16 protein-coding genes, 1 tRNA gene and 5 pseudogenes are annotated in these 18,260 nt (G+C 42.0%); 1 reads left to right on the top strand and 21 read right to left on the bottom strand.

All coding sequences use genetic code 11. From position 1 onward, the window contains the following. Window positions 1-457 precede the first annotated feature (457 nt). Window positions 458-1,579: a hypothetical protein gene (locus tag HHK02_RS12715; protein ID WP_231124847.1), complete on the top strand. Its 1,122-nt coding sequence runs from the start codon at window positions 458-460 to the stop codon at window positions 1,577-1,579. 308 nt (window positions 1,580-1,887) lie between these two features. On the opposite strand, the pseudogene HHK02_RS10605 reads toward HHK02_RS12715, so the two are convergent. From HHK02_RS10605 to rlmH, 21 genes and pseudogenes are all read right to left on the bottom strand, one after another. Then, a pseudogene (locus tag HHK02_RS10605) lies at window positions 1,888-2,319 on the bottom strand (MFS transporter); the annotation flags it as partial. A gap of 3 nt (window positions 2,320-2,322) precedes the next feature. Next, window positions 2,323-2,673 (bottom strand): annotated as a pseudogene (locus HHK02_RS13025) (IS3 family transposase); the annotation flags it as partial. 15 nt (window positions 2,674-2,688) lie between these two features. After that, a pseudogene (locus HHK02_RS10595) lies at window positions 2,689-3,135 on the bottom strand (helix-turn-helix domain-containing protein); the annotation flags it as partial. Further along, window positions 3,136-4,902: an adenine deaminase gene (locus HHK02_RS10590; RefSeq protein ID WP_181462410.1), complete on the bottom strand. Its 1,767-nt coding sequence runs from the start codon at window positions 4,900-4,902 to the stop codon at window positions 3,136-3,138. Further along, window positions 4,903-6,240: an NCS2 family permease gene (locus tag HHK02_RS10585; RefSeq protein WP_181462409.1), complete on the bottom strand. Its 1,338-nt coding sequence runs from the start codon at window positions 6,238-6,240 to the stop codon at window positions 4,903-4,905. Continuing rightward, complete coding sequence (add, locus tag HHK02_RS10580; RefSeq protein ID WP_102816172.1) at window positions 6,241-7,257, bottom strand: adenosine deaminase; 1,017 nt, start codon at window positions 7,255-7,257, stop codon at window positions 6,241-6,243. Next, a complete protein-coding gene (locus HHK02_RS10575; protein WP_181462408.1) occupies window positions 7,258-7,710 on the bottom strand; it encodes a MarR family winged helix-turn-helix transcriptional regulator in 453 nt (150 codons plus the stop codon). It lies immediately after the preceding gene. Further along, window positions 7,711-8,439: a B3/B4 domain-containing protein gene (locus tag HHK02_RS10570; protein WP_181462407.1), complete on the bottom strand. Its 729-nt coding sequence runs from the start codon at window positions 8,437-8,439 to the stop codon at window positions 7,711-7,713. Beyond that, a complete protein-coding gene (locus HHK02_RS10565; protein ID WP_181462406.1) occupies window positions 8,440-8,934 on the bottom strand; it encodes a prolyl-tRNA synthetase associated domain-containing protein in 495 nt (164 codons plus the stop codon). It lies immediately after the preceding gene. Further along, window positions 8,935-9,147, bottom strand: a pseudogene (locus HHK02_RS10560) (Dyp-type peroxidase); the annotation flags it as partial. Window positions 9,148-9,176: 29 nt separating this feature from the next. Next, window positions 9,177-9,281 (bottom strand): annotated as a pseudogene (locus HHK02_RS12700) (IS30 family transposase); the annotation flags it as partial. Window positions 9,282-9,415: 134 nt separating this feature from the next. Further along, window positions 9,416-9,488 (bottom strand) — tRNA-Lys (locus tag HHK02_RS10555). Then, window positions 9,489-10,196, bottom strand: coding sequence for a response regulator YycF (gene yycF / locus HHK02_RS10550; protein WP_011953351.1), 708 nt, complete (start codon window positions 10,194-10,196; stop codon window positions 9,489-9,491). Beyond that, window positions 10,197-12,062: a cell wall metabolism sensor histidine kinase WalK gene (gene walK, locus HHK02_RS10545; RefSeq protein ID WP_181462405.1), complete on the bottom strand. Its 1,866-nt coding sequence runs from the start codon at window positions 12,060-12,062 to the stop codon at window positions 10,197-10,199. Next, window positions 12,063-13,358, bottom strand: a complete 1,296-nt coding sequence (locus HHK02_RS10540) for a YycH family regulatory protein (protein WP_152699990.1) — start codon at window positions 13,356-13,358, stop codon at window positions 12,063-12,065. After that, window positions 13,359-14,201, bottom strand: coding sequence for a two-component system regulatory protein YycI (locus HHK02_RS10535; RefSeq protein ID WP_181462404.1), 843 nt, complete (start codon window positions 14,199-14,201; stop codon window positions 13,359-13,361). Continuing rightward, the gene (locus HHK02_RS10530) at window positions 14,202-15,008 is read right to left on the bottom strand and encodes an MBL fold metallo-hydrolase (RefSeq protein WP_181462403.1); all 807 of its coding nucleotides are present in this window, start codon (window positions 15,006-15,008) and stop codon (window positions 14,202-14,204) included. It abuts the gene before it with no gap. Further along, window positions 15,009-16,283: a S1C family serine protease gene (locus HHK02_RS10525; RefSeq protein ID WP_085650206.1), complete on the bottom strand. Its 1,275-nt coding sequence runs from the start codon at window positions 16,281-16,283 to the stop codon at window positions 15,009-15,011. It abuts the gene before it with no gap. Next, on the bottom strand, window positions 16,284-16,781 hold the full coding sequence (locus tag HHK02_RS10520) for a phosphatidylglycerophosphatase A family protein (RefSeq protein ID WP_011953352.1): 498 nt from the start codon (window positions 16,779-16,781) through the stop codon (window positions 16,284-16,286). Then, entirely contained in the window at window positions 16,782-17,768 is a 987-nt protein-coding gene (trpX, locus tag HHK02_RS10515) for a tryptophan ABC transporter substrate-binding protein (RefSeq protein WP_085650204.1), read from the bottom strand. It lies immediately after the preceding gene. Further along, window positions 17,769-18,248, bottom strand: coding sequence for a 23S rRNA (pseudouridine(1915)-N(3))-methyltransferase RlmH (rlmH, locus tag HHK02_RS10510; protein WP_085679841.1), 480 nt, complete (start codon window positions 18,246-18,248; stop codon window positions 17,769-17,771). Window positions 18,249-18,260 lie beyond the last annotated feature (12 nt).

Below are 18,260 nucleotides of genomic sequence, written 5' to 3'. Positions count from 1 at the left end.
CCGATTCACTGGCACTTGCTGATGCCGATTCACTGGCACTTGCTGATGCCGATTCGCTGGCACTAGCAGAAGCGGATTCGCTGGCACTGATTCACTGGCACTTGCTGATGCCGATTCACTGGCACTTGCTGATGCCGATTCGCTGGCACTAGCAGAAGCCGATTCACTGGCACTTGCTGATGCCGATTCACTGGCACTTGCTGATGCCGATTCGCTGGCACTTGCTGATGCCGATTCACTGGCACTTGCTGATGCCGATTCACTGGCACTTGCTGATGCTGATTCACTGGCACTAGCAGAAGCGGATTCACTGGCACTTGCTGATGCCGATTCGCTGGCACTTGCTGATGCTCATTCCCTGAAGGAATCGGAATCTACTAGTACAAGCGAAAGGCAAGAGTCGGAATCTATTAGTACAAGTGAATCGTTAAGTGCAGCACAAAGTGAAAGTGCGTCATTGAGTGGATCATTAAGTACCAGTACCTCGACGAGTGCCAGTGAATCGGCATCAGCAAGTGCCAGTGAATCAGCTTCTGCTAGTGCCAGCGAATCCGCTTCTGCTAGTGCCAGCGAATCGGCATCAGCAAGTGCCAGTGAATCGGCATCAGCAAGTGCAAGCGAATCAGCATCAGCAAGTGCCAGCGAATCCGCTTCTGCTAGTGCCAGCGAATCAGCATCAGCAAGTGCCAGCGAATCGGCATCAGCAAGTGCCAGTGAATCCGCTTCTGCTAGTGCCAGTGAATCAGCATCAGCAAGTGCCAGTGAATCGGCATCAGCAAGTGCCAGTGAATCGGCATCAGCAAGTGCCAGCGAATCGGCATCAGCAAGTGCCAGTGAATCGGCATCAGCAAGTGCCAGTGAATCGGCTTCTGCTAGTGCCAGCGAATCGGCATCAGCAAGTGCCAGTGAATCGGCATCAGCAAGTGCCAGTGAATCAGCTTCTGCTAGTGCCAGCGAATCGGCATCAGCAAGTGCCAGTGAATCGGCTTCTGCTAGTGCCAGCGAATCCGCTTCTGCTAGTGCCAGCGAATCGGCATCAGCAAGTGCCAGTGAATCGGCATCAGCAAGTGCCAGTGAATCGGCATCAGCAAGTGCCAGTGAATCAGCATCAGCAAGTGCCAGTGAATCGGCATCAGCAAGTGCCAGTGAATCGGCTTCTGCTAGTGCCAGCGAATCAGCATCAGCAAGTGCCAGTGAATCGGCATCAGCAAGTGCCAGTGAATCAGCTTCTGCTAGTGCCAGCGAATCAGCATCAGCAAGTGCCAGCGAATCCGCTTCTGCTAGTGCCAGTGAATCAGCATCAGCAAGTGCCAGTGAATCGGCATCAGCAAGTGCCAGTGAATCAGCATCAGCAAGTGCCAGCGAATCAGCATCAGCAAGTGCCAGCGAATCAGCATCAGCAAGTGCCAGCGAATCAGCATCAGCAAGTGCCAGTGAATCGGCATCAGCAAGTGCCAGTGAATCAGCATCAGCAAGTGCCAGTGAATCGGCATCAGCAAGTGCCAGTGAATCGGCATCAGCAAGTGCCAGCGAATCGGCATCAGCAAGTGCCAGTGAATCGGCATCAGCAAGTGCTTAACCAGCAATTCGACTTCGGCCAAGGAACCGGCCAGCACGACGAGTACCACCAGCCAAACGATGTCGGGGACGGCCACGAGTGCAACCAGTCAAACGATTAATGCGAACAGCCTGGTAGCCACGACAGCGCCGACCACGTCGAATGTTGACCAATCAACCGGAGCGTTGGCGGCCACGACCACGGGGGTCCAAACGACGGCCACGAATAATGCCGCGAACAGTGCCTTGGCAAATACCGATCAAGTTAGTTTGACTTCCGCCAACAATCAAGGCACTACGAGTCAATCAACTTGACAGGGCACAGTACCAGGTTCCGTATTCGCCCCCGAGCGACAGGCCCTGCAATAAGCGGGTGGCAATCAAAATCAGGGGCGACCAGATGCCAATGGTAGCATAGGTCGGGACGAACGCAATGATCAAGGAGCCCGTGGCCATGATTAGAACTGAAATAGTTAGGGCCGTACGGCGGCCATGGCGATCAGCCAGGCGCCTCATTATTAACGAACCAAGCGGCCGCATGAAAAAGCCGATTGCAAAGACCCCCGCGGCAGCTAGGAGTTGGGCCGTGGGGTTGTGAGCGGGAAAGAATGCGCCCGAAAAGTAGATAGCAAAGGAAGCGTAGACGTACCAATCGAACCATTCGATCAGGTTCCCCAGCGAGCCTTTCAAAACGTTGCTGGCGATTTGTTTTTCACTGCGGACTGGCAAGGTAAAGTCCGAATTCACAGTAATTTTGCTCATTCAAATCCCATACGTTAACTCAGTTGTATCCGTAACCCAGACTTGGTTTGCTACGCTTTGATCAAATTGTCGTTTAAGAATGTTTTCAGCTTCATAAGTTTGTTGAGCCTGAATACGCTTATGTTTGGGCTGACGATAGTCAGCTTTAATACCATGCTTTCGCATGATACGAATAATCCGTTTCTTGTTTACCTTATAGGGAACTTGCTGACTCAACTACTCAATTAACTTGAGGAGTTCCAATTCCTCGATTTCACGTTCATTTGGATCATATTTAAGCCACTTGTAGTAAGCTTGCCTAGACACTCCAGCAGCTTTGGTTAATTCACGGACTGAATAACCCTCGGCTATCATCTAATTCGCGAAGTTTTTTCTTAACCGTTTTAATTCATTAGTCGGTTCTTTACCCTTGTTACGCCCACGGTTATCCTTCAATGCTGCCCAATCATTGTTTTTCTGGTACTTGCGTACCCAAGAATAAACACGTTGATAACTAACGTTATACTTCTCAGCAGCCGCCTTATAGTTGTTGTCATGGTCAATCGTCCATTGAACGATACTCTTTTTTTCATCAAAGGTTACTTTTCGTCCCATTCTTCTAGCTCGCTTTCTCGTTGTCTGATTAACGGTAAGGTTGCCACTATTGTAACTGATAACCCATTGATGGAGTTGAGAAATATTCCTAATTTGGTATCGCTGAAGGAGTTCCTGGTTAGAATACGCACTTGAAAGATAAGCTTTGACAGCGGCTACCTTTGTTTCTAATGAGTATTTCCGATTATGCTTAGGCCTAATTAGACCTGCTAATCCAGCCATCTAATCCAACACTGGATTGAAGTATTTTAATTGCGTGTAATCCACGTTTCCGCCATCGGTAATGGCTAAATCAGGAATTGCAGTGATTGGGAGGAAGGAAAGGTAGAAGATAGGGTCTGGCAGTTTAGAACCAATCTCCCGTGCTCCTTCTTGCAAGGCCTTTTCTTGTTGAGCTAATTCTTCAACAGGTAAGTCTGAACAAATCCCAGCAATTGGCAATGGTAGGTTAGCAACCACTTGACCATCAACAACGACAATTTGGCCACCACCTTGTTCGATTAACTTATTCGCAGCTAGTGCCATGTCGTCATAGTTCACACCAGCGACAACCATGTTATTGTCGTCAGGGGCAGCAGTGGTTGCAATCGCCCCTTTCTTGAAAGACCAACTAGAGATAAAACCGTGAGAAATATTACCGTTGATTCCGTACCGCTCAACCACAGAAACTAGGGCCACATCTTGGTCAACATCAGGCTTAATAATGCCATCTTCAACAGGCAATTTGACGTCACGACGTTTCCGAACGAAGGGGCCAATGCTGTTAATCGTTTCCACCAGTGCAGTACCATCAGCGTGATCAGTATGATATTGGAAATCATTTGCTGATAATGGGTCACGATGTACAGTTGCCGTTAATTCGCTTGAGCGGGCAGGAACCGTAAAAGCAAATTGTTCTTGACCATCGTCAAATACTAACTGGCCTTGACTAATGACAGTTTCGACATTGAAAGTTCCAGGATGGTCGACCAGTAAAATATCAGCTCGTTTGCCAGGAGCAATTGATCCAAGCCGATCATCAATATGATACGCTTCAGCAGCATTAATGGTGGCCATTTGAATTGCGGTCATTGGGCTAACACCAGCCTGAATTGCTAATCGAACCATGTGATCGATGTGACCAACAGAAAGAATACTGGTAGCATTCACATCGTCGGAGCAGAAACTAGTATGCCGAGCAACCCCAGCAACATTCTCGGTAATTGATTTAATATTTTCATTCAGAAACTTAGTCACGGCAGATTCACGAATCACCGTGTGGACACCTTTCCGTGCTTTTTCCAAGAATTCTTCATGAGAGTAACTTTCGTGATCGACGGAAACACCACTCATTAGATATTGATTGAGTGCTTTTCCACGTGCCATTGGTGAGCAGCCGAAAATGGGTTGATGATTTTGATGAGCTAATTCTAGTACTTTCATAGTATCTGGATCCTTAGTTTCCACGGATTCACGAACCGTTTCCCAAACACCGAAGCAACGAGGATCCGTTTGCACTTGAGCATGATCCTTAGCGGTGACATCGTAAGAGATAGTTGATTTTGGAATGGTGTAAGGAGTCTTATAAGGTAGTCCCCAGATGACATTGAATGGTAGTTGAGCAATTTCATTGAAGATTTCTTTTAAACCATCTAAGCCGATTACGGAGATGTATTCGTCTAAACCGGTGACGATGCTGGTTGTCCCATGAGGTAAGACTGCCTGAGCAAATCGGGTCATACTTAACTTACTACATTCAACGTGAATGTGACAATCAATTAGCCCAGGGGCAAGATACTTACCGGTAGCATCAACCTTTCTAGTGTTGGGGCCGATATAATCGGTGATATCTTTTTCAACGGCCACAATTCGTTGGTCATAAATGGCTACATCTGCCTTGTAATATTCACCAGTATTAACATTAATTAATGTCCCGCCAGTAATGACCAGGTCAGCAGGTAATTTAGCAGCACCAGCATCAATGTATTCACTTAATTTAATTTCTGACATTTATTTAGGCAAGATATTCAAAACATAGAGCAGAACAACAAAGACAACTAACATTGTCCACATAATTCCGTTGACTTCTTTTCGCCGACCAGCAGCAGTCATCAAGATTGGGTAAGTTAAGAAGCCAAAGGCAATCCCATAAGAAATGTTGTAGGTCAAAGGCATGCCAATGACGACAAGGAAAGAAGGTAAAGCAATTTCAAATTGATCCCAGTGAATATCACGCAAAGCAGAGACCATCAGTACACCGACAACGATTAAAGCAGCAGCGGTAACTTGGGTCGTCACGACGGTCAGCAGAGGTGAGAAGACCATACTTAAGAGGAAGAAAAAGGCGACTACAACAGCCGTGAAACCAGTTTTACCACCGATTGCAATTCCGGCTGACGATTCGACGTAGGCAGAAGTTGGGGTAGTCCCCATGAAAGCACCACCAAGCATTGAAAGTGAGTCTGCCATCAAAGCGCGACCAATGTGCGGCATCTTATTGCCCTTCATAATGCCAGCTTGTTGCGCCAAACCGATCAAGGTACCGGCAGTATCAAAGAAGGCAACAATTAAGAAGATCAGGACAACCGCCCACATTTTAGGATCAGTCATTACGGAAAGGTGTTCTAGCCCGACACCGAATGTTGGTTTCAGACTTGGGGCCATTGAAATGATGTGGTGTGGAGCCTTAATCAAACCAGTCAAAAGACCCAGAATAGTTGTCGCAACTAAACCAATAAAGATCGCACCAGGCACCTTTTTAGCCATCAAGATTGCGATAACAAAAATTCCGAAGATCGTTAACCAAACCGTTGGCACGGTAAAGGAACCAATGCCAACTAATGAAGACTTATTAGCAATGATTAAGCCCCCACCTTGTAAACCAACAAATGAAATAAAAATCCCAATTCCGGCAGCCATCGCATATTTCAAATCCTGTGGAATTGAGTCAATGACAATTTCCCGAACTTTAAGGAATGACAAGATAGTGAAGAGCACAGCGGCTACCAGAACACCGGCCATGGCATCCTTCCAAGGAATTCCCATGGCAATGACCACTGAATATGTGAAGAAGGCGTTATCACCTAAACCTGGAGCAATGGCTATCGGGTAGTTAGCAAGAATCCCCATTAATAATGAACCTAAAATAGCAGATAGGGCAGTGGCAGTAAAGACCGCCCCTTTATCCATTCCTGCATCACCCAAAATAGATGGGTTAACAAAGAGGATATATGCCATTGAAACGAAGGTTGTTAAACCTGCTAAAGATTCCCGCTTGATTGAGGAACCACTCTCTGTGATGTGGAAGGCACGATCAATCCTCCCAGATAATGTTCGTGTTTTGTTCACTTAATTATTAGCGACATAGTCATCAAGTTCTTTGAGGTAAAGAGCCTTTTGTTCATCCGAAATCCAACTAGTTTCAAAAGAGTTTCGCGCTAACGTGATTACTTGGTCACGACTCAAATTGAACTTAGTAGCGATTGCGTAATAGTTATCACCAATGTAGCCACCAAAGTATGCTGGGTCATCGGAGTGAATGGAAACCTTCACACCCTTACTCAGTAGTTCAATAACTTCCTTCCCCTTCATTTCAGGGCTAACAAACGAGTTTGAAAGTGGACACGAGGTGAAGCCAATCTTGTTCTTAGCCGCAAAGTCAACCAAGTCCGGATCTTCAACAACATTAGTTCCATGGTCAACCCGTTCTACACCGATAACTTCAAGCAATTCACGAATGTGTTCAATCGAGTCCTTTTGGTCAATATCAGCATGGGCTGTTAAGTGGAAGCCTTCTGCACTGGCTTTGGTGAATTGGTTAAAGAATTTCATTGGTGGATTATTATGTTCATCAGAATCTAGTCCAACCCCAAGAATCTTATCCTTATACTTCAAGGCTTCCTCTAGCGTTTCGCGTGCGGAGTCGCGAGAAAAGTCACGTAAGAAGCACATAATTAAGCGTGCATCAATATTCAGCGCCCGTGCATCGACCGTTGCCTTGTATAAGCCATCAATGACCGTCTTGAATGCAATTCCTCGTGAAGTATGAGCCTGTGGATCAAAGAAGATTTCAACGTGCCGAACATTATTCTTTGCTGCTCGATGGAGGTAGTCCATTGCTAAGTCATAGAAATCTTGTTCAGTTTGTAAAACATTCATTGCTGGATAGTAAACAGCTAAGAAGGAAGCCAAATCATCATATTGATATGATTGGCGAACTTCTTCAATTGTTGATTGACCAATATCAACATGGTTGCGCTTGGCTAATTTGAGTTTCAATTCTGGCTCCAATGTTCCTTCAATATGAACATGAAGTTCAGCTTTAGGTAATCCCTGAGTAAATTCCTTCGTAATTTCTGTAGACATTCAATACTTTCTCTTACCACCATGTTTAACGAATTGCCATTCTTCATCAATATTTTGGCGCATCCGTACTAGGTAGTCGTGAAGCTGCTGAGCCTCTTCATCGGAAAAGCCCTGCAAAGCGACTTCATTTGAGTGAGTATTTTCGCGAATGATGAATGAATATACTTGTTTACCCTTTTCAGTTACATAAAGATGCTTAATTTTCTTATTAACGGGGTCTTTCTCCCGTCTAATGTAGTCTTGCTTTTCCAGGCGATGAACCGCTCGGGCAAGTGTTGTCCGATCGACCTTAATCAAGTTCGACAGCTGTTCAGCAATAATTCCTGGATGTTCGTAAATCCGGACTACATATAAGAACTGGAGGTTTGATAAGCCGATCTCTTTGAATTCAATATTTGACATTGAATCCAATGCTCGTTCAATCATCCCCACTTCACGCAAAACATCAATCATTTAACGTTGAACAGCTGGATTATCCTTAGTCAAAGTGTAATCAGCGGTTGTTTCAACGTTAAAGTACTTCTTGATTAATTCACTAAGCTTACTCATTGCTTCCTTAGCGCGAGCGGCTTGTTCAGCGTTTACTGATTCAATAACGATTACAGCGTTCTTTGTATCATCATTAACCTGTGTCCGTGTTCCATCACGCCAGTTCAATGAACGACAAACAGCACCTTCATCATCATAGTACATAATTTCGCCTTCACGGGCTGGATCTGATTCATTCTCACCATTGCCACCAACAGAAACGAATGCTTCTCCACCCTTAGCTTTTCCAAGGTGCATATCACCGGCGATATGATCGGCATCTTCAATCCCAACGGGTACACCATAAGTCATTGAAATTGAGTTATAAACATCAACTAGTGGGTTAATTGGTGCAAAATGGTGGCCTTTGGATGCACGCTTCAATAAAGCTTCAACTGATGCCCGAGCACCCTTCCGCTTAGGGAACTTCTTGTAAACATCACGCCATTGGGCAATAACTGGATTAGAACTAAAAGGTTCGGCTCCTGTATATTTAGCAGATTCTTTGACAGCTTTTTGCAACATCTTGTCACGGTCGTCTTCTGTCAGACTTGTTTTGTCGTTTTCAAAGTTATTAACAAACATAATGTTAACAGTTGCGTCTGGGAAAAGATCCCAAAATTCTTGATCTACAATAACCTTATTTAATGCCATCTACAGATCAATAATCTCCGGTTCAAAATCAATCTCTTTAAGGAATTTGAATAGGTCTTCAGTCTTAATAAAAATCGTGTGGGTATTTTCGTTAGGATGAAATGTTTGGATTGGCTCATCAACGATATCTTTATCGAAGTAAACTTTAACATTGTGATCTTCATTATTGAGGAGGCCAAATGGTGAAACAATCCCTGGAGCTAACCCTAATTGTTCTTGGAGGGCATCTGGACTAGCCATTGAGACTCGCTTATTACCAGTCAGTTCAGTAAAGCGATGGAAATCCATCCGTTTCTTATCGTCCATGATCACCATAAAGAACTTCTTCTTTTTACCCTTGAGGAACATTGTCTTTGTACGGACACCTTCATGCCCTGCAATATATTGATCAGCTTCTTCTGTAGTATGAGCTGCAGGGTGATCAATGACGTTATAATCAGTGATTCCCATTTTCTTTAAGGCATCCTTTACTTGTTGGTAGGTTCCCATCGTCATTTAATTTAATTCACCATCAGCAATTTGATCCAACATTGGCCGTGAAGGAATGAAGAAAAGTTGACCGGTTAGGATATCGGAGAATGTAAGAAGATAGTCGTTTTGATCGACCATGTTCTCAAGCATCTTCTTAGTAACATCCCAGTGCCGTGAATAGCCAATGAAGTATGTCCCAGTATTGCCTGATGCTGGATCAGAGTATGGAACGTTCATTTATTTGTGTCCCGAAATGTCAATTTAAGTTAGAAAAAAAGTAGTTGCTCATCAGTGACATACTTCATGAATACCTCGTAAGGTGTTTGATAGCCCAATGACTTGCGAGGAATGTTGTTCCGGTAACTCATTATTATTAGTCGATTGGCGACTAATTTTATAAATAATTTAAAATCCGGACTACGATTTTTGAATCGATCAAAAATCATAGTCCGGATTTTACTGTTAGAGAACCAAGAATTAATAGTTAATTCCCAGTCTCTTTTGATGGGCAGTCAGGGGATCGAACCCTGGACCCACGGATTAAGAGTCCGTTGCTCTGCCAGCTGAGCTAACTGCCCCTAATTCTGATCAGGATTTGCTAGGTAATAGCCAACACCACGCCGGGTAATTAACCATTGGGGGTGACTCGGGTTATCTTCAATCTTTTCACGAAGCCGTCGAACGGTCACATCAACTGTCCGAACATCCCCAAAATAGTCATAACCCCATACAGTCTGAAGAAGATGTTCGCGGTTAATAACTTGTCCAATATGTTGAGCTAGATAGTGTAAAAGTTCAAACTCACGATGCGTTAAATTGATATTTTCGCCTCGCTTAGTTACGGTATAGGCTTCAGGATGAATCGTAAGGTCGCCAATTTGAATATCGGTATTATTTTCTTCTTCTGCCGGTGCCTTCAGAGTTGCTTGCCGTCGTAAATTAGCCTTTACTCGTGCTACTAGTTCGCGGTTAGAGAACGGCTTAGTAACATAATCATCGGCCCCAAGCTCAAGCCCCAGCACCTTATCTAGTTCCGAATCTTTAGCAGTTACCATAATAATCGGCATGGTATGCTTAGCCCGAACCCGCTTGGCCACTTCAAGTCCATCGATCTTCGGCAGCATTAGGTCAAGAATAATTAAATCAGGATTTTCTGCTTCTACTTGTTCTAAAGCTGCTTCGCCATCATAGGCTACGACAACTTCATATCCTTCTTTTTCAAGATTAAATTTGATGATATCAGAAATTGGTTTTTCATCATCAACAACTAAAATTTTCTTTGCCATTTACTTTTCAGCTTCTTCATCATCCCAGTCTTCCTCCTCATAAGGTACATATGGCAAGGAAATATAGAATGTTGAACCCTTGCCTTCTACACTATCAACCCAAATTTGTCCACCAAGCATATTGATAACTTCCTTGGAAATAGCTAGTCCCAGACCTGTTCCCCCTTGCTTCCGGCTTCTTGCCTTATCAACGCGGAAGAATCGATCAAAGATACGTCCAAGATCTTTTCGTGGAATCCCTAAACCTTGGTCAGAAATACTTAAAATAACATGATTATGCGTCTCCAGTAAGCGGGTTGTAATTACACCACCATCTGGAGAATACTTAATTGCGTTATTCATAATATTATCAATTACCTGGGTAAACTTATCGGTATCAATTTCAACCCATAAATCTTTCTTAGTAAAGTATCGTTCAATGGTATATTTTTTCTTTTTTGGATCTTCTTCTTTTTTAATAATCATATCGAAACGATCCAAGATATAGTTAAATAACTCATTGATATTTACGTATTCCAGATTGAGCTTCGTTGTCCCTGCATCCATCCGTGATAGACTCAACAGGTCATTGATCATCCGAATCATCCGGTCTGTCTCATCCTGAACAACCTTTAAGAACTTAGGGGCAATTTCTTTATCCTGCCAAGCACCATCACTTAATGCTTCGACATAGCTTCGAACACTTGTTAATGGAGTCCGCAACTCATGTGAGACGTTTGAAACGAATTGCTTCCGTTCGCGTTCTTCTTTTTGCTGGCTCGTTACATCATGAAGGACACAGACAAGCCCACTGACAAAGCCAGATTCGCGTTGAATTGGTGAGAAGTAGGCGTTTAAGATCAAATTATTGCCAGAGTTTGACATATCAATAATCATCTCGCGCTGTTGACCATTTACTAGTTGACGAACGGTATAGTCATGACGAATATCCAACACATCAATAATTGACTTACCAATTAAATCATCTTCATTTTCGACACCTAGTAACTGTAACGCCATATTATTTACAATGGTCACATTTCCTCGACGATCAGTGGCTAAAACCCCATCAGACATATGGGATAAAATGCTATCAAGCCGTCGTCGTTCAGAATCGCTTGACTCCTGTGCCTCTTCAACCCGGACAGAAAGATTATTAACTGCCCCTGCTAATTGTCCTAACTCGTCATTTCCCAATACTTTTACTTGACCAGAATAGTCTCCCCGGGCAATTCGTAATGTTTGTTTCCTCATTTCTTCAATTGGGCGGGTAATTTCCTGGGAAATAATAATTGCCAAGATCAAACTCAAGACAATAGTAATCATCGCCGCAGATAGGTATACCAAAGTAATATTATTAATATTAGCGTAGACACTTTCTAGACTAGCTCGCAGGTAAACAGCTCCCACAACGTTATTGTTACTATTATCCACAAGGGGAATAACATTAACATAGTAGCGCGTGTGATTTGAATTATCGTATAAATTTTCGGTATGCGATCTATTATTTAATAAGGTTGCTTTGATTGCTTGATCCGTTGTTTTCTGACCGATTGCACTCCGATTATCAGCGTTGCTTGTTCCCCGCACAATACTCTTACTATCAACCACCCGGATTTCAGAAATATTATTATTATTAACTTCTGAAAGGATTTGGTTAATTTGTTTGTTTGCTTTTTTAGTATTTGATCGTGATAGCTGCTCTGCTAAAGAATTATCAACGTAAGACGGTAATTCAATGGTTTGCTTAAACGTATTAAGGTTTTGATGCTCTAATTGACGCACAAAAACCGCCCCAACACATTCAAGTGTTAACATCAAAATTAACACGAATACGAGAGCGATTTTAAAACGAATCGATTGATAAAATTTTAACTTGCTGTTCACCTACTTTTCTAACTCGGTATATTCAACCCAGTGGCCGCGATACTTAATGAAATACGTTGGCACTAACTTTACAACATGACTATCTTTATCAGTTTTCCAAATATACCCGACACGTAAGTCCTTGATGTCACGCATCCGGTTGGTTGCATGTAATTGATTAATCACATCTGCACTTGATGGAAGCTTGACCATCTGGTGATCAATTGGCAATGGCACTCGAAGACTATAAAGACTTAGCCAGAAGCGTTCATTCCCGCTACTTGTAGATTCAAGCGTTACTTCTCCATAACCATCACTATTGAAAATTGGAAAGCTATTAACATAAGCCCGATAGTTTAACCGACGACCATGCTCACTCACCTCATCATAGCGCAAATTATCAAGCGGAATTCCAATTGTCGTCAACTTATTATAGAAGTGTGGGAAAATCTGGCTTGTTGATTCCCGATCGTCCTTACTAAGGTAATTTTCGTATTTAAGCGTTCCATCTTGGTGATTAAATATCAGCCGACGATTGGTTCCATCCGTATAGGTAGTCTCGTTGCCATTCCGATTTGCCGTAATTGTTGTGTGTTGGTTAGTACTCATTAGACTAGCACTAAGGGTATCGATGTTTTGCGCAGTGATTTGATATCCTAATGCTGGTAACTCAAAGGACCGGGGATACATCATTACTGCTACTCCGTTAATAGTTTTATGGTCAACTGGGATTCGATCCATTGACTTTAAGAGTTGCCGAATATGGTTAAATTTTCCCTGCTCTACCCGTACTCGGTACACACTATAATGGTGGTCACCAAGTAAGTAAATCTCATGTTGCCTGTTTAGCGGGATAACAATATGGTTAATCTGATTAACCCGGTCAGTATCAATTGACTGGGAAAATGTTTCGTTGAAGACTGAGCTCGGTACCTCATCCGGATATGTCAGCATTAACGAGTTCCGCCGTCGCAAATAACTCAAATAAACATCACTGTTATTTTGTTTGACAACATTTGTCCGGCCTAATTTCCAATCCTCTAACTCTTTTTTTACGCTCAGAATTAAATTAGCTTTAGGGCTATAAAGTTGATTCTGAGTTCCTTTTTCATTTGTCTCAACTGCTTTAGTTGGGAGATAAACATCGCCCCTTGATTGCGGTGTATATTGTTGTGATTGGTTATTATTGAAATTTTCGTGTCGTGCTCCCTCAAAAGGAAATGGGTTGGTCCAGACAATCCATGAAATGAATAAACTAAGAAGCACAACAACCGTTAAGGCGATTGCTTGCCAATTACTTTTCAGCTTCTTCATCATTTACTTATCATTTAACGAGTTCGTATTCACACTATCTGGCGTTTCCTTCATAACTGTACTATTAAATGCGTTAACTTGTAATTGTTGAATTGCTCCTGAGTTTTTAGTTTTGATTTCAACAGTCCACGTTGGCACATAGACTGCTTTATCATCAGTAGTAGTGTTAAGGAGCTTAGAATAACTGAGCACCGACCACCTAATGCGGGAGTTATTAGGAATTTGATTATGTTTATACAACCAGGTAATTGCTCGGCGCTGACTAATCGTATTTGACCGTTGCCGGAGAATTTCAACATCTTGCAAGTAAGTCTGCGTATAACCTGTTATCCCATAGTCAGAGTTTATCCGAAAACGAATTTGCCCATCATTTGAAAATAGCGGCTTTCCTTCTAGCATTTGCGTATAAACAAGGGTATTTTTGTCCGATAATTCCTTGTTATAGCGATAATGATTTCCTAAACTTACCATCTTTTTATTTTTTAATAGACGGTCGACACGCCGAATCTCATTATTTTTAGTTGTTTTAATTGGCTTATCAAACTCACTAGTTAGTGTTCCTGAAGAAAGACGAAAATTTTGATTACGTAATTTCCCGGCTTCTTGCTCTAGGACTCCGCTATCAGAGGATTTCTTTCCAGCAATATAATATCCGGTTTGCTGCTTATTAGAAAGCTCGCCATAACTAATCGAGTCATTGCGCATTTCTTTTAACACTGTTGATTGGCGATTTTGCTGACCATTAGAAACGGTAAATCTAGTTTCTAAGATTAATGAACTTCCAACAAAGATATCAAAAAGCAAAAAGGCAAGGATAAAGATCCATTGAATACGTTTAAAATTCATTTATAACGTCATTAACTTGCTTGGTTCTTCTGGTTCAGCATCTTGCAATTTAAAATCATGATCGACGCCAAAGTCATGCTGCTCCATCAAACTTGCAACTGTTAAGTGGGCGAGCGAACGCATGTTATTATGTTGACTACGGTGACCAAGGAAAATCTCTTTGGTTCGCCGCCCAACAACACTCATCAATGCATCGGCACCTTCTTCATTGGAAAGGTGACCCTCATCCCCTAATATCCGCTGTTTTAATGGCCATGAATAAGGACCCATCCGCAACATTTCTGTATCATGATTGCATTCCATTACGTAGGCATCTGCATTTCGGATGGTTCCCTCAACTCGATCAGAAACATAACCAGTATCCGTAATAATACAGAAGGTCTTATTATTGTGGTGAACTTGGTAAAATTGCGGTTGCGCAGCATCATGAGATACCGCAAAACTTTCAATATCCATGTCTCCCAAGTCCCTAACAGTATTTGGTGCAATAATATGCTTTTGTGCTAATGGGATTTTACCAACTTTATTGGCCATTGCCTGCCAGGTTCCTTCATTGGCATAAACATCCATCCCATAGCGACGTGCCAAGACACCAACACCATGCGTATGATCACTGTGTTCATGCGTTACAAAAATCGCATCGACATCCTTTAATGATCGATCAATCTTCTTCATTAAATTTTCAATCCGCTTCCCACTTAAACCAGCATCAATCAAGATCCGGTGGTTGCGCGTTTCCAAATAAGTTACATTTCCAGTACTCCCGCTCGCAAGTATACTATAACGTAATGGATCCGTTTCTGTCACCTAATTATTATCTTGTTGTGAGTCATCAGTTGATGTTGTATCAGCACTCTTTGTTAAATGCAAAGTTGCGGTGTGTTGTTGACCATCACGGTAGTAAGTAACTTTAGCGTTTTGTCCAACTTTGTATTTATATAAGGCCGCCTTTAATGAACCCGCATCTGTAACTTGAGTGTCACCAAGCTTTGTAATGACATCATACTTTTTCAATCCAGCAGTATCAGCAACTGAACCACTATTCACATCCATAATTACTACCCCTTTGCTTACGCTTGTTGGTAGTTTTAAGACTGATTGCTGTTGATCAGAAGTAACATTACTAAGATCCACCATACTAATTCCGAGTGATGGACGAGTTATTTTACCATTCTTAATTAACTGGTTAATAATTGTCACAACTTCATTACTTGGAATGGCAAAACCAATTCCTTCAACTGAAGAGCCTTGTGTATCAGAAGCGAGTTTCATTGAATTAATTCCGATAACTTGACCTGCCATATTAATTAATGGACCACCTGAATTACCAGAGTTAATAGCGGCATCTGTTTGGATAACCGATGTCAAAGTTCCATCAGTCCCGGCTTTTAATGTCCGATCTTTGGCAGAAATAATCCCTTTTGTTACTGTATTAGCATATTCACTTCCCATTGGTGAACCAATTGCTAGCACATCCTGACCAGGAACAATCGAATTAGAGTTACCAAAGGATGCAACTGTCTTAACATTTGTAGCGTTAATCTTCAATACAGCTAAGTCGGTTGCAGAATCAGTACCAACTAAATCAGCATTAACTTTTTTACCATTGCTTAAAATTACTTGGAGCGCGTTTGAACCTTTGACAACATGGTTATTAGTTACAACATAAGCCGAATTTCCACTCTTCTTATAAATAACCCCTGACCCTTCACTAGCGGTTTCCAATTTATTATCGCTAGAAGAATCACTGTTGCTTCTGTTACTACTGCCATAACCAAAAATTCCTAGCGTCCCACTTGATTGCTGAACTTTTTGTTTATTAATAACACTAACAACGGCTCCTTGAACGGACTTATAAGCTTGGGACGCTTCCCCGCTTAAGTCAGCCTTATTCTTATTAACCTTCGTACCACCAGACCTATTAGAGCCAGCTGGAACTCGTGTACTTGTTACTTCTTCATGATGTTGTACCAGGTTATTAATTCCTAAGGCGATTCCACCACCGATAAGACCAGCAAATAAGCCGACAATAATTACGCCTAGCCACAATCGATCTTTAAAAGCTTGTTTTATCCTATTCATTCAAGCGTACTGGTGGGCAATCTTTCCGCAAACAGCCGCCACAATCGCCGCGAGAATATCGTCAATAAATGTATTTACATGAACCTTATCATGGTCAAATTTGGCAATAATCCCACTCTTAACCCGGTCAAAGTAACCAAAGTTTGTCGTCCCAATTGTTCCATAAATGTTAGCAATTTGTAAAGCTAGGGTTTCATCTACCCCAAACACCCCAGCATCATTTCTTATAATACCTGCTAAAGGTTCATCTACTTTTCCTTCTTCGGTTAACCGATCAAGTTCAAGTGCTACCATTGCACTATTTAATAATTCACGCTTATGCATCGTATCAATTAAAAATTTTTGACATATTTCCAACGTCAAATCTGGTTCAAAGCCCTTTTGTGTCTCATACACAATCTTAGCAAGCTCTTCTAAGTTTACTCCGCGTTCTTCTAAACGATGTACTACAAATTCATATGCCTTTGTATCTGGGTATTTAAACCGTGGATTATTCATTTACTTAAAGACTGTTCCATGTTGTTCTGCTTCTCGTTGAAAATCTGCTGGAACTTTTATTCCTAACTTACGTGCTTGCTTTAAATTAAGAACCGGTTCTCCATGATGGTAATTATTAACTGCCATCTGTCCTGGCTTTTCACCTTTTAAAATACGTGCTGTTATTTTTCCGGCTGCTTTTCCTTGCCCGTATTGGCTAAGACTAATAGAAGCTACTCCACCATCTTTTACCATTGTATCAGCACTAGGGAAAACAGGCTTATTGACCGCATCCGCATTTTTCACCAATACTCCCATTGATCCGGCAATTGTATTGTCACTAGGAACAATGACCGCGTCTACTTTACTCAACATTGTTTGTGAAGTCTGATTAAGTTCATTAGCATTCGCAATTGTATAAGTTTTTAAGTTTACATGTAATTTATGCGCTGCTTTTACCATTGTTCGATACTGACTTTCAGAAGAGGTATCGCTCGATGTGTAGATTACTCCCAGGGTCTTTATGTTTGGTATAAATTTCTTTACTAATGCAATCTGCTGTTCACTCGGATTTACATCATGAACCCCTGTAACGTTTCCTTCTGGGTGTTTTTCATTCTTTACTAAGCCGGCACCAACCGGATCACCAATTCCGCCCATCACAATTGGAATATCCTTGGTCGCATTAGCAAGTGCTTGGCAAGCTGGGGTGGTAATACCAACGATTACTTTCGCATGATCATTCACTAATTTATTCGCCATAGTATTTAAGTTTCCCTGATCACCATTCGCATTCTGGTATTCAATTTTGATATTCTTGCCGTTTCGGTATCCTTCTTCTGCTAATCCAGCAACGACTCCCTTTTGAATCTGATCTAATGCTGGATGATGCATCATCGTTAAAATTCCTACCACTGGCTTTGTAGTCTGTTGATGAAGCCTTAAAAGTCCAAAATAACCACCAATCACAACAATTCCAATAATAATATAGCCCATAATTCGTTTCATTTATTTATGATATGGGAGGCCATTGATGATGGTAAAAGCTCGATAAATTTGTTCGCTTAAAACTAAACGCATTAATTGATGAGGCAAGGTAAAACGTCCAAACGAAATTTGGGCATCTGCCCGTTTTAATACTGCTGGACTTAACCCTAATGAACCGCCGATCACAAAAGTAATATCACTGTGACCATAAGTTGTTAATTTATTGATTTCGTTTGCAAACTCTTCAGAAGAACGTTCTTTACCTTTAATCGCTAAAGCATATACATATTCGCGATCTTTGATTTTATCAAGAATCCGTTCCCCTTCCTTTGCCATTACTTCATCCATTTCTGCTTGGCTTAAAGATTCAGGTGCTTTTTCATCAGGAACCTCAACAATTTCAAATTTACAATAACGTCCAAGTCGTTTAGCATATTCAGCAATTCCCGCTTTAAAATACTTTTCTTTTAACTTACCCACACCAATAATTTTTATATTCAAGATATCCACTAC

It is taken from the genome of Limosilactobacillus reuteri (genome assembly GCF_013694365.1).
GTDB lineage: Bacteria > Bacillota > Bacilli > Lactobacillales > Lactobacillaceae > Limosilactobacillus > Limosilactobacillus reuteri_E.
This window is presented reverse-complemented; position numbering and strand designations above follow the sequence as displayed.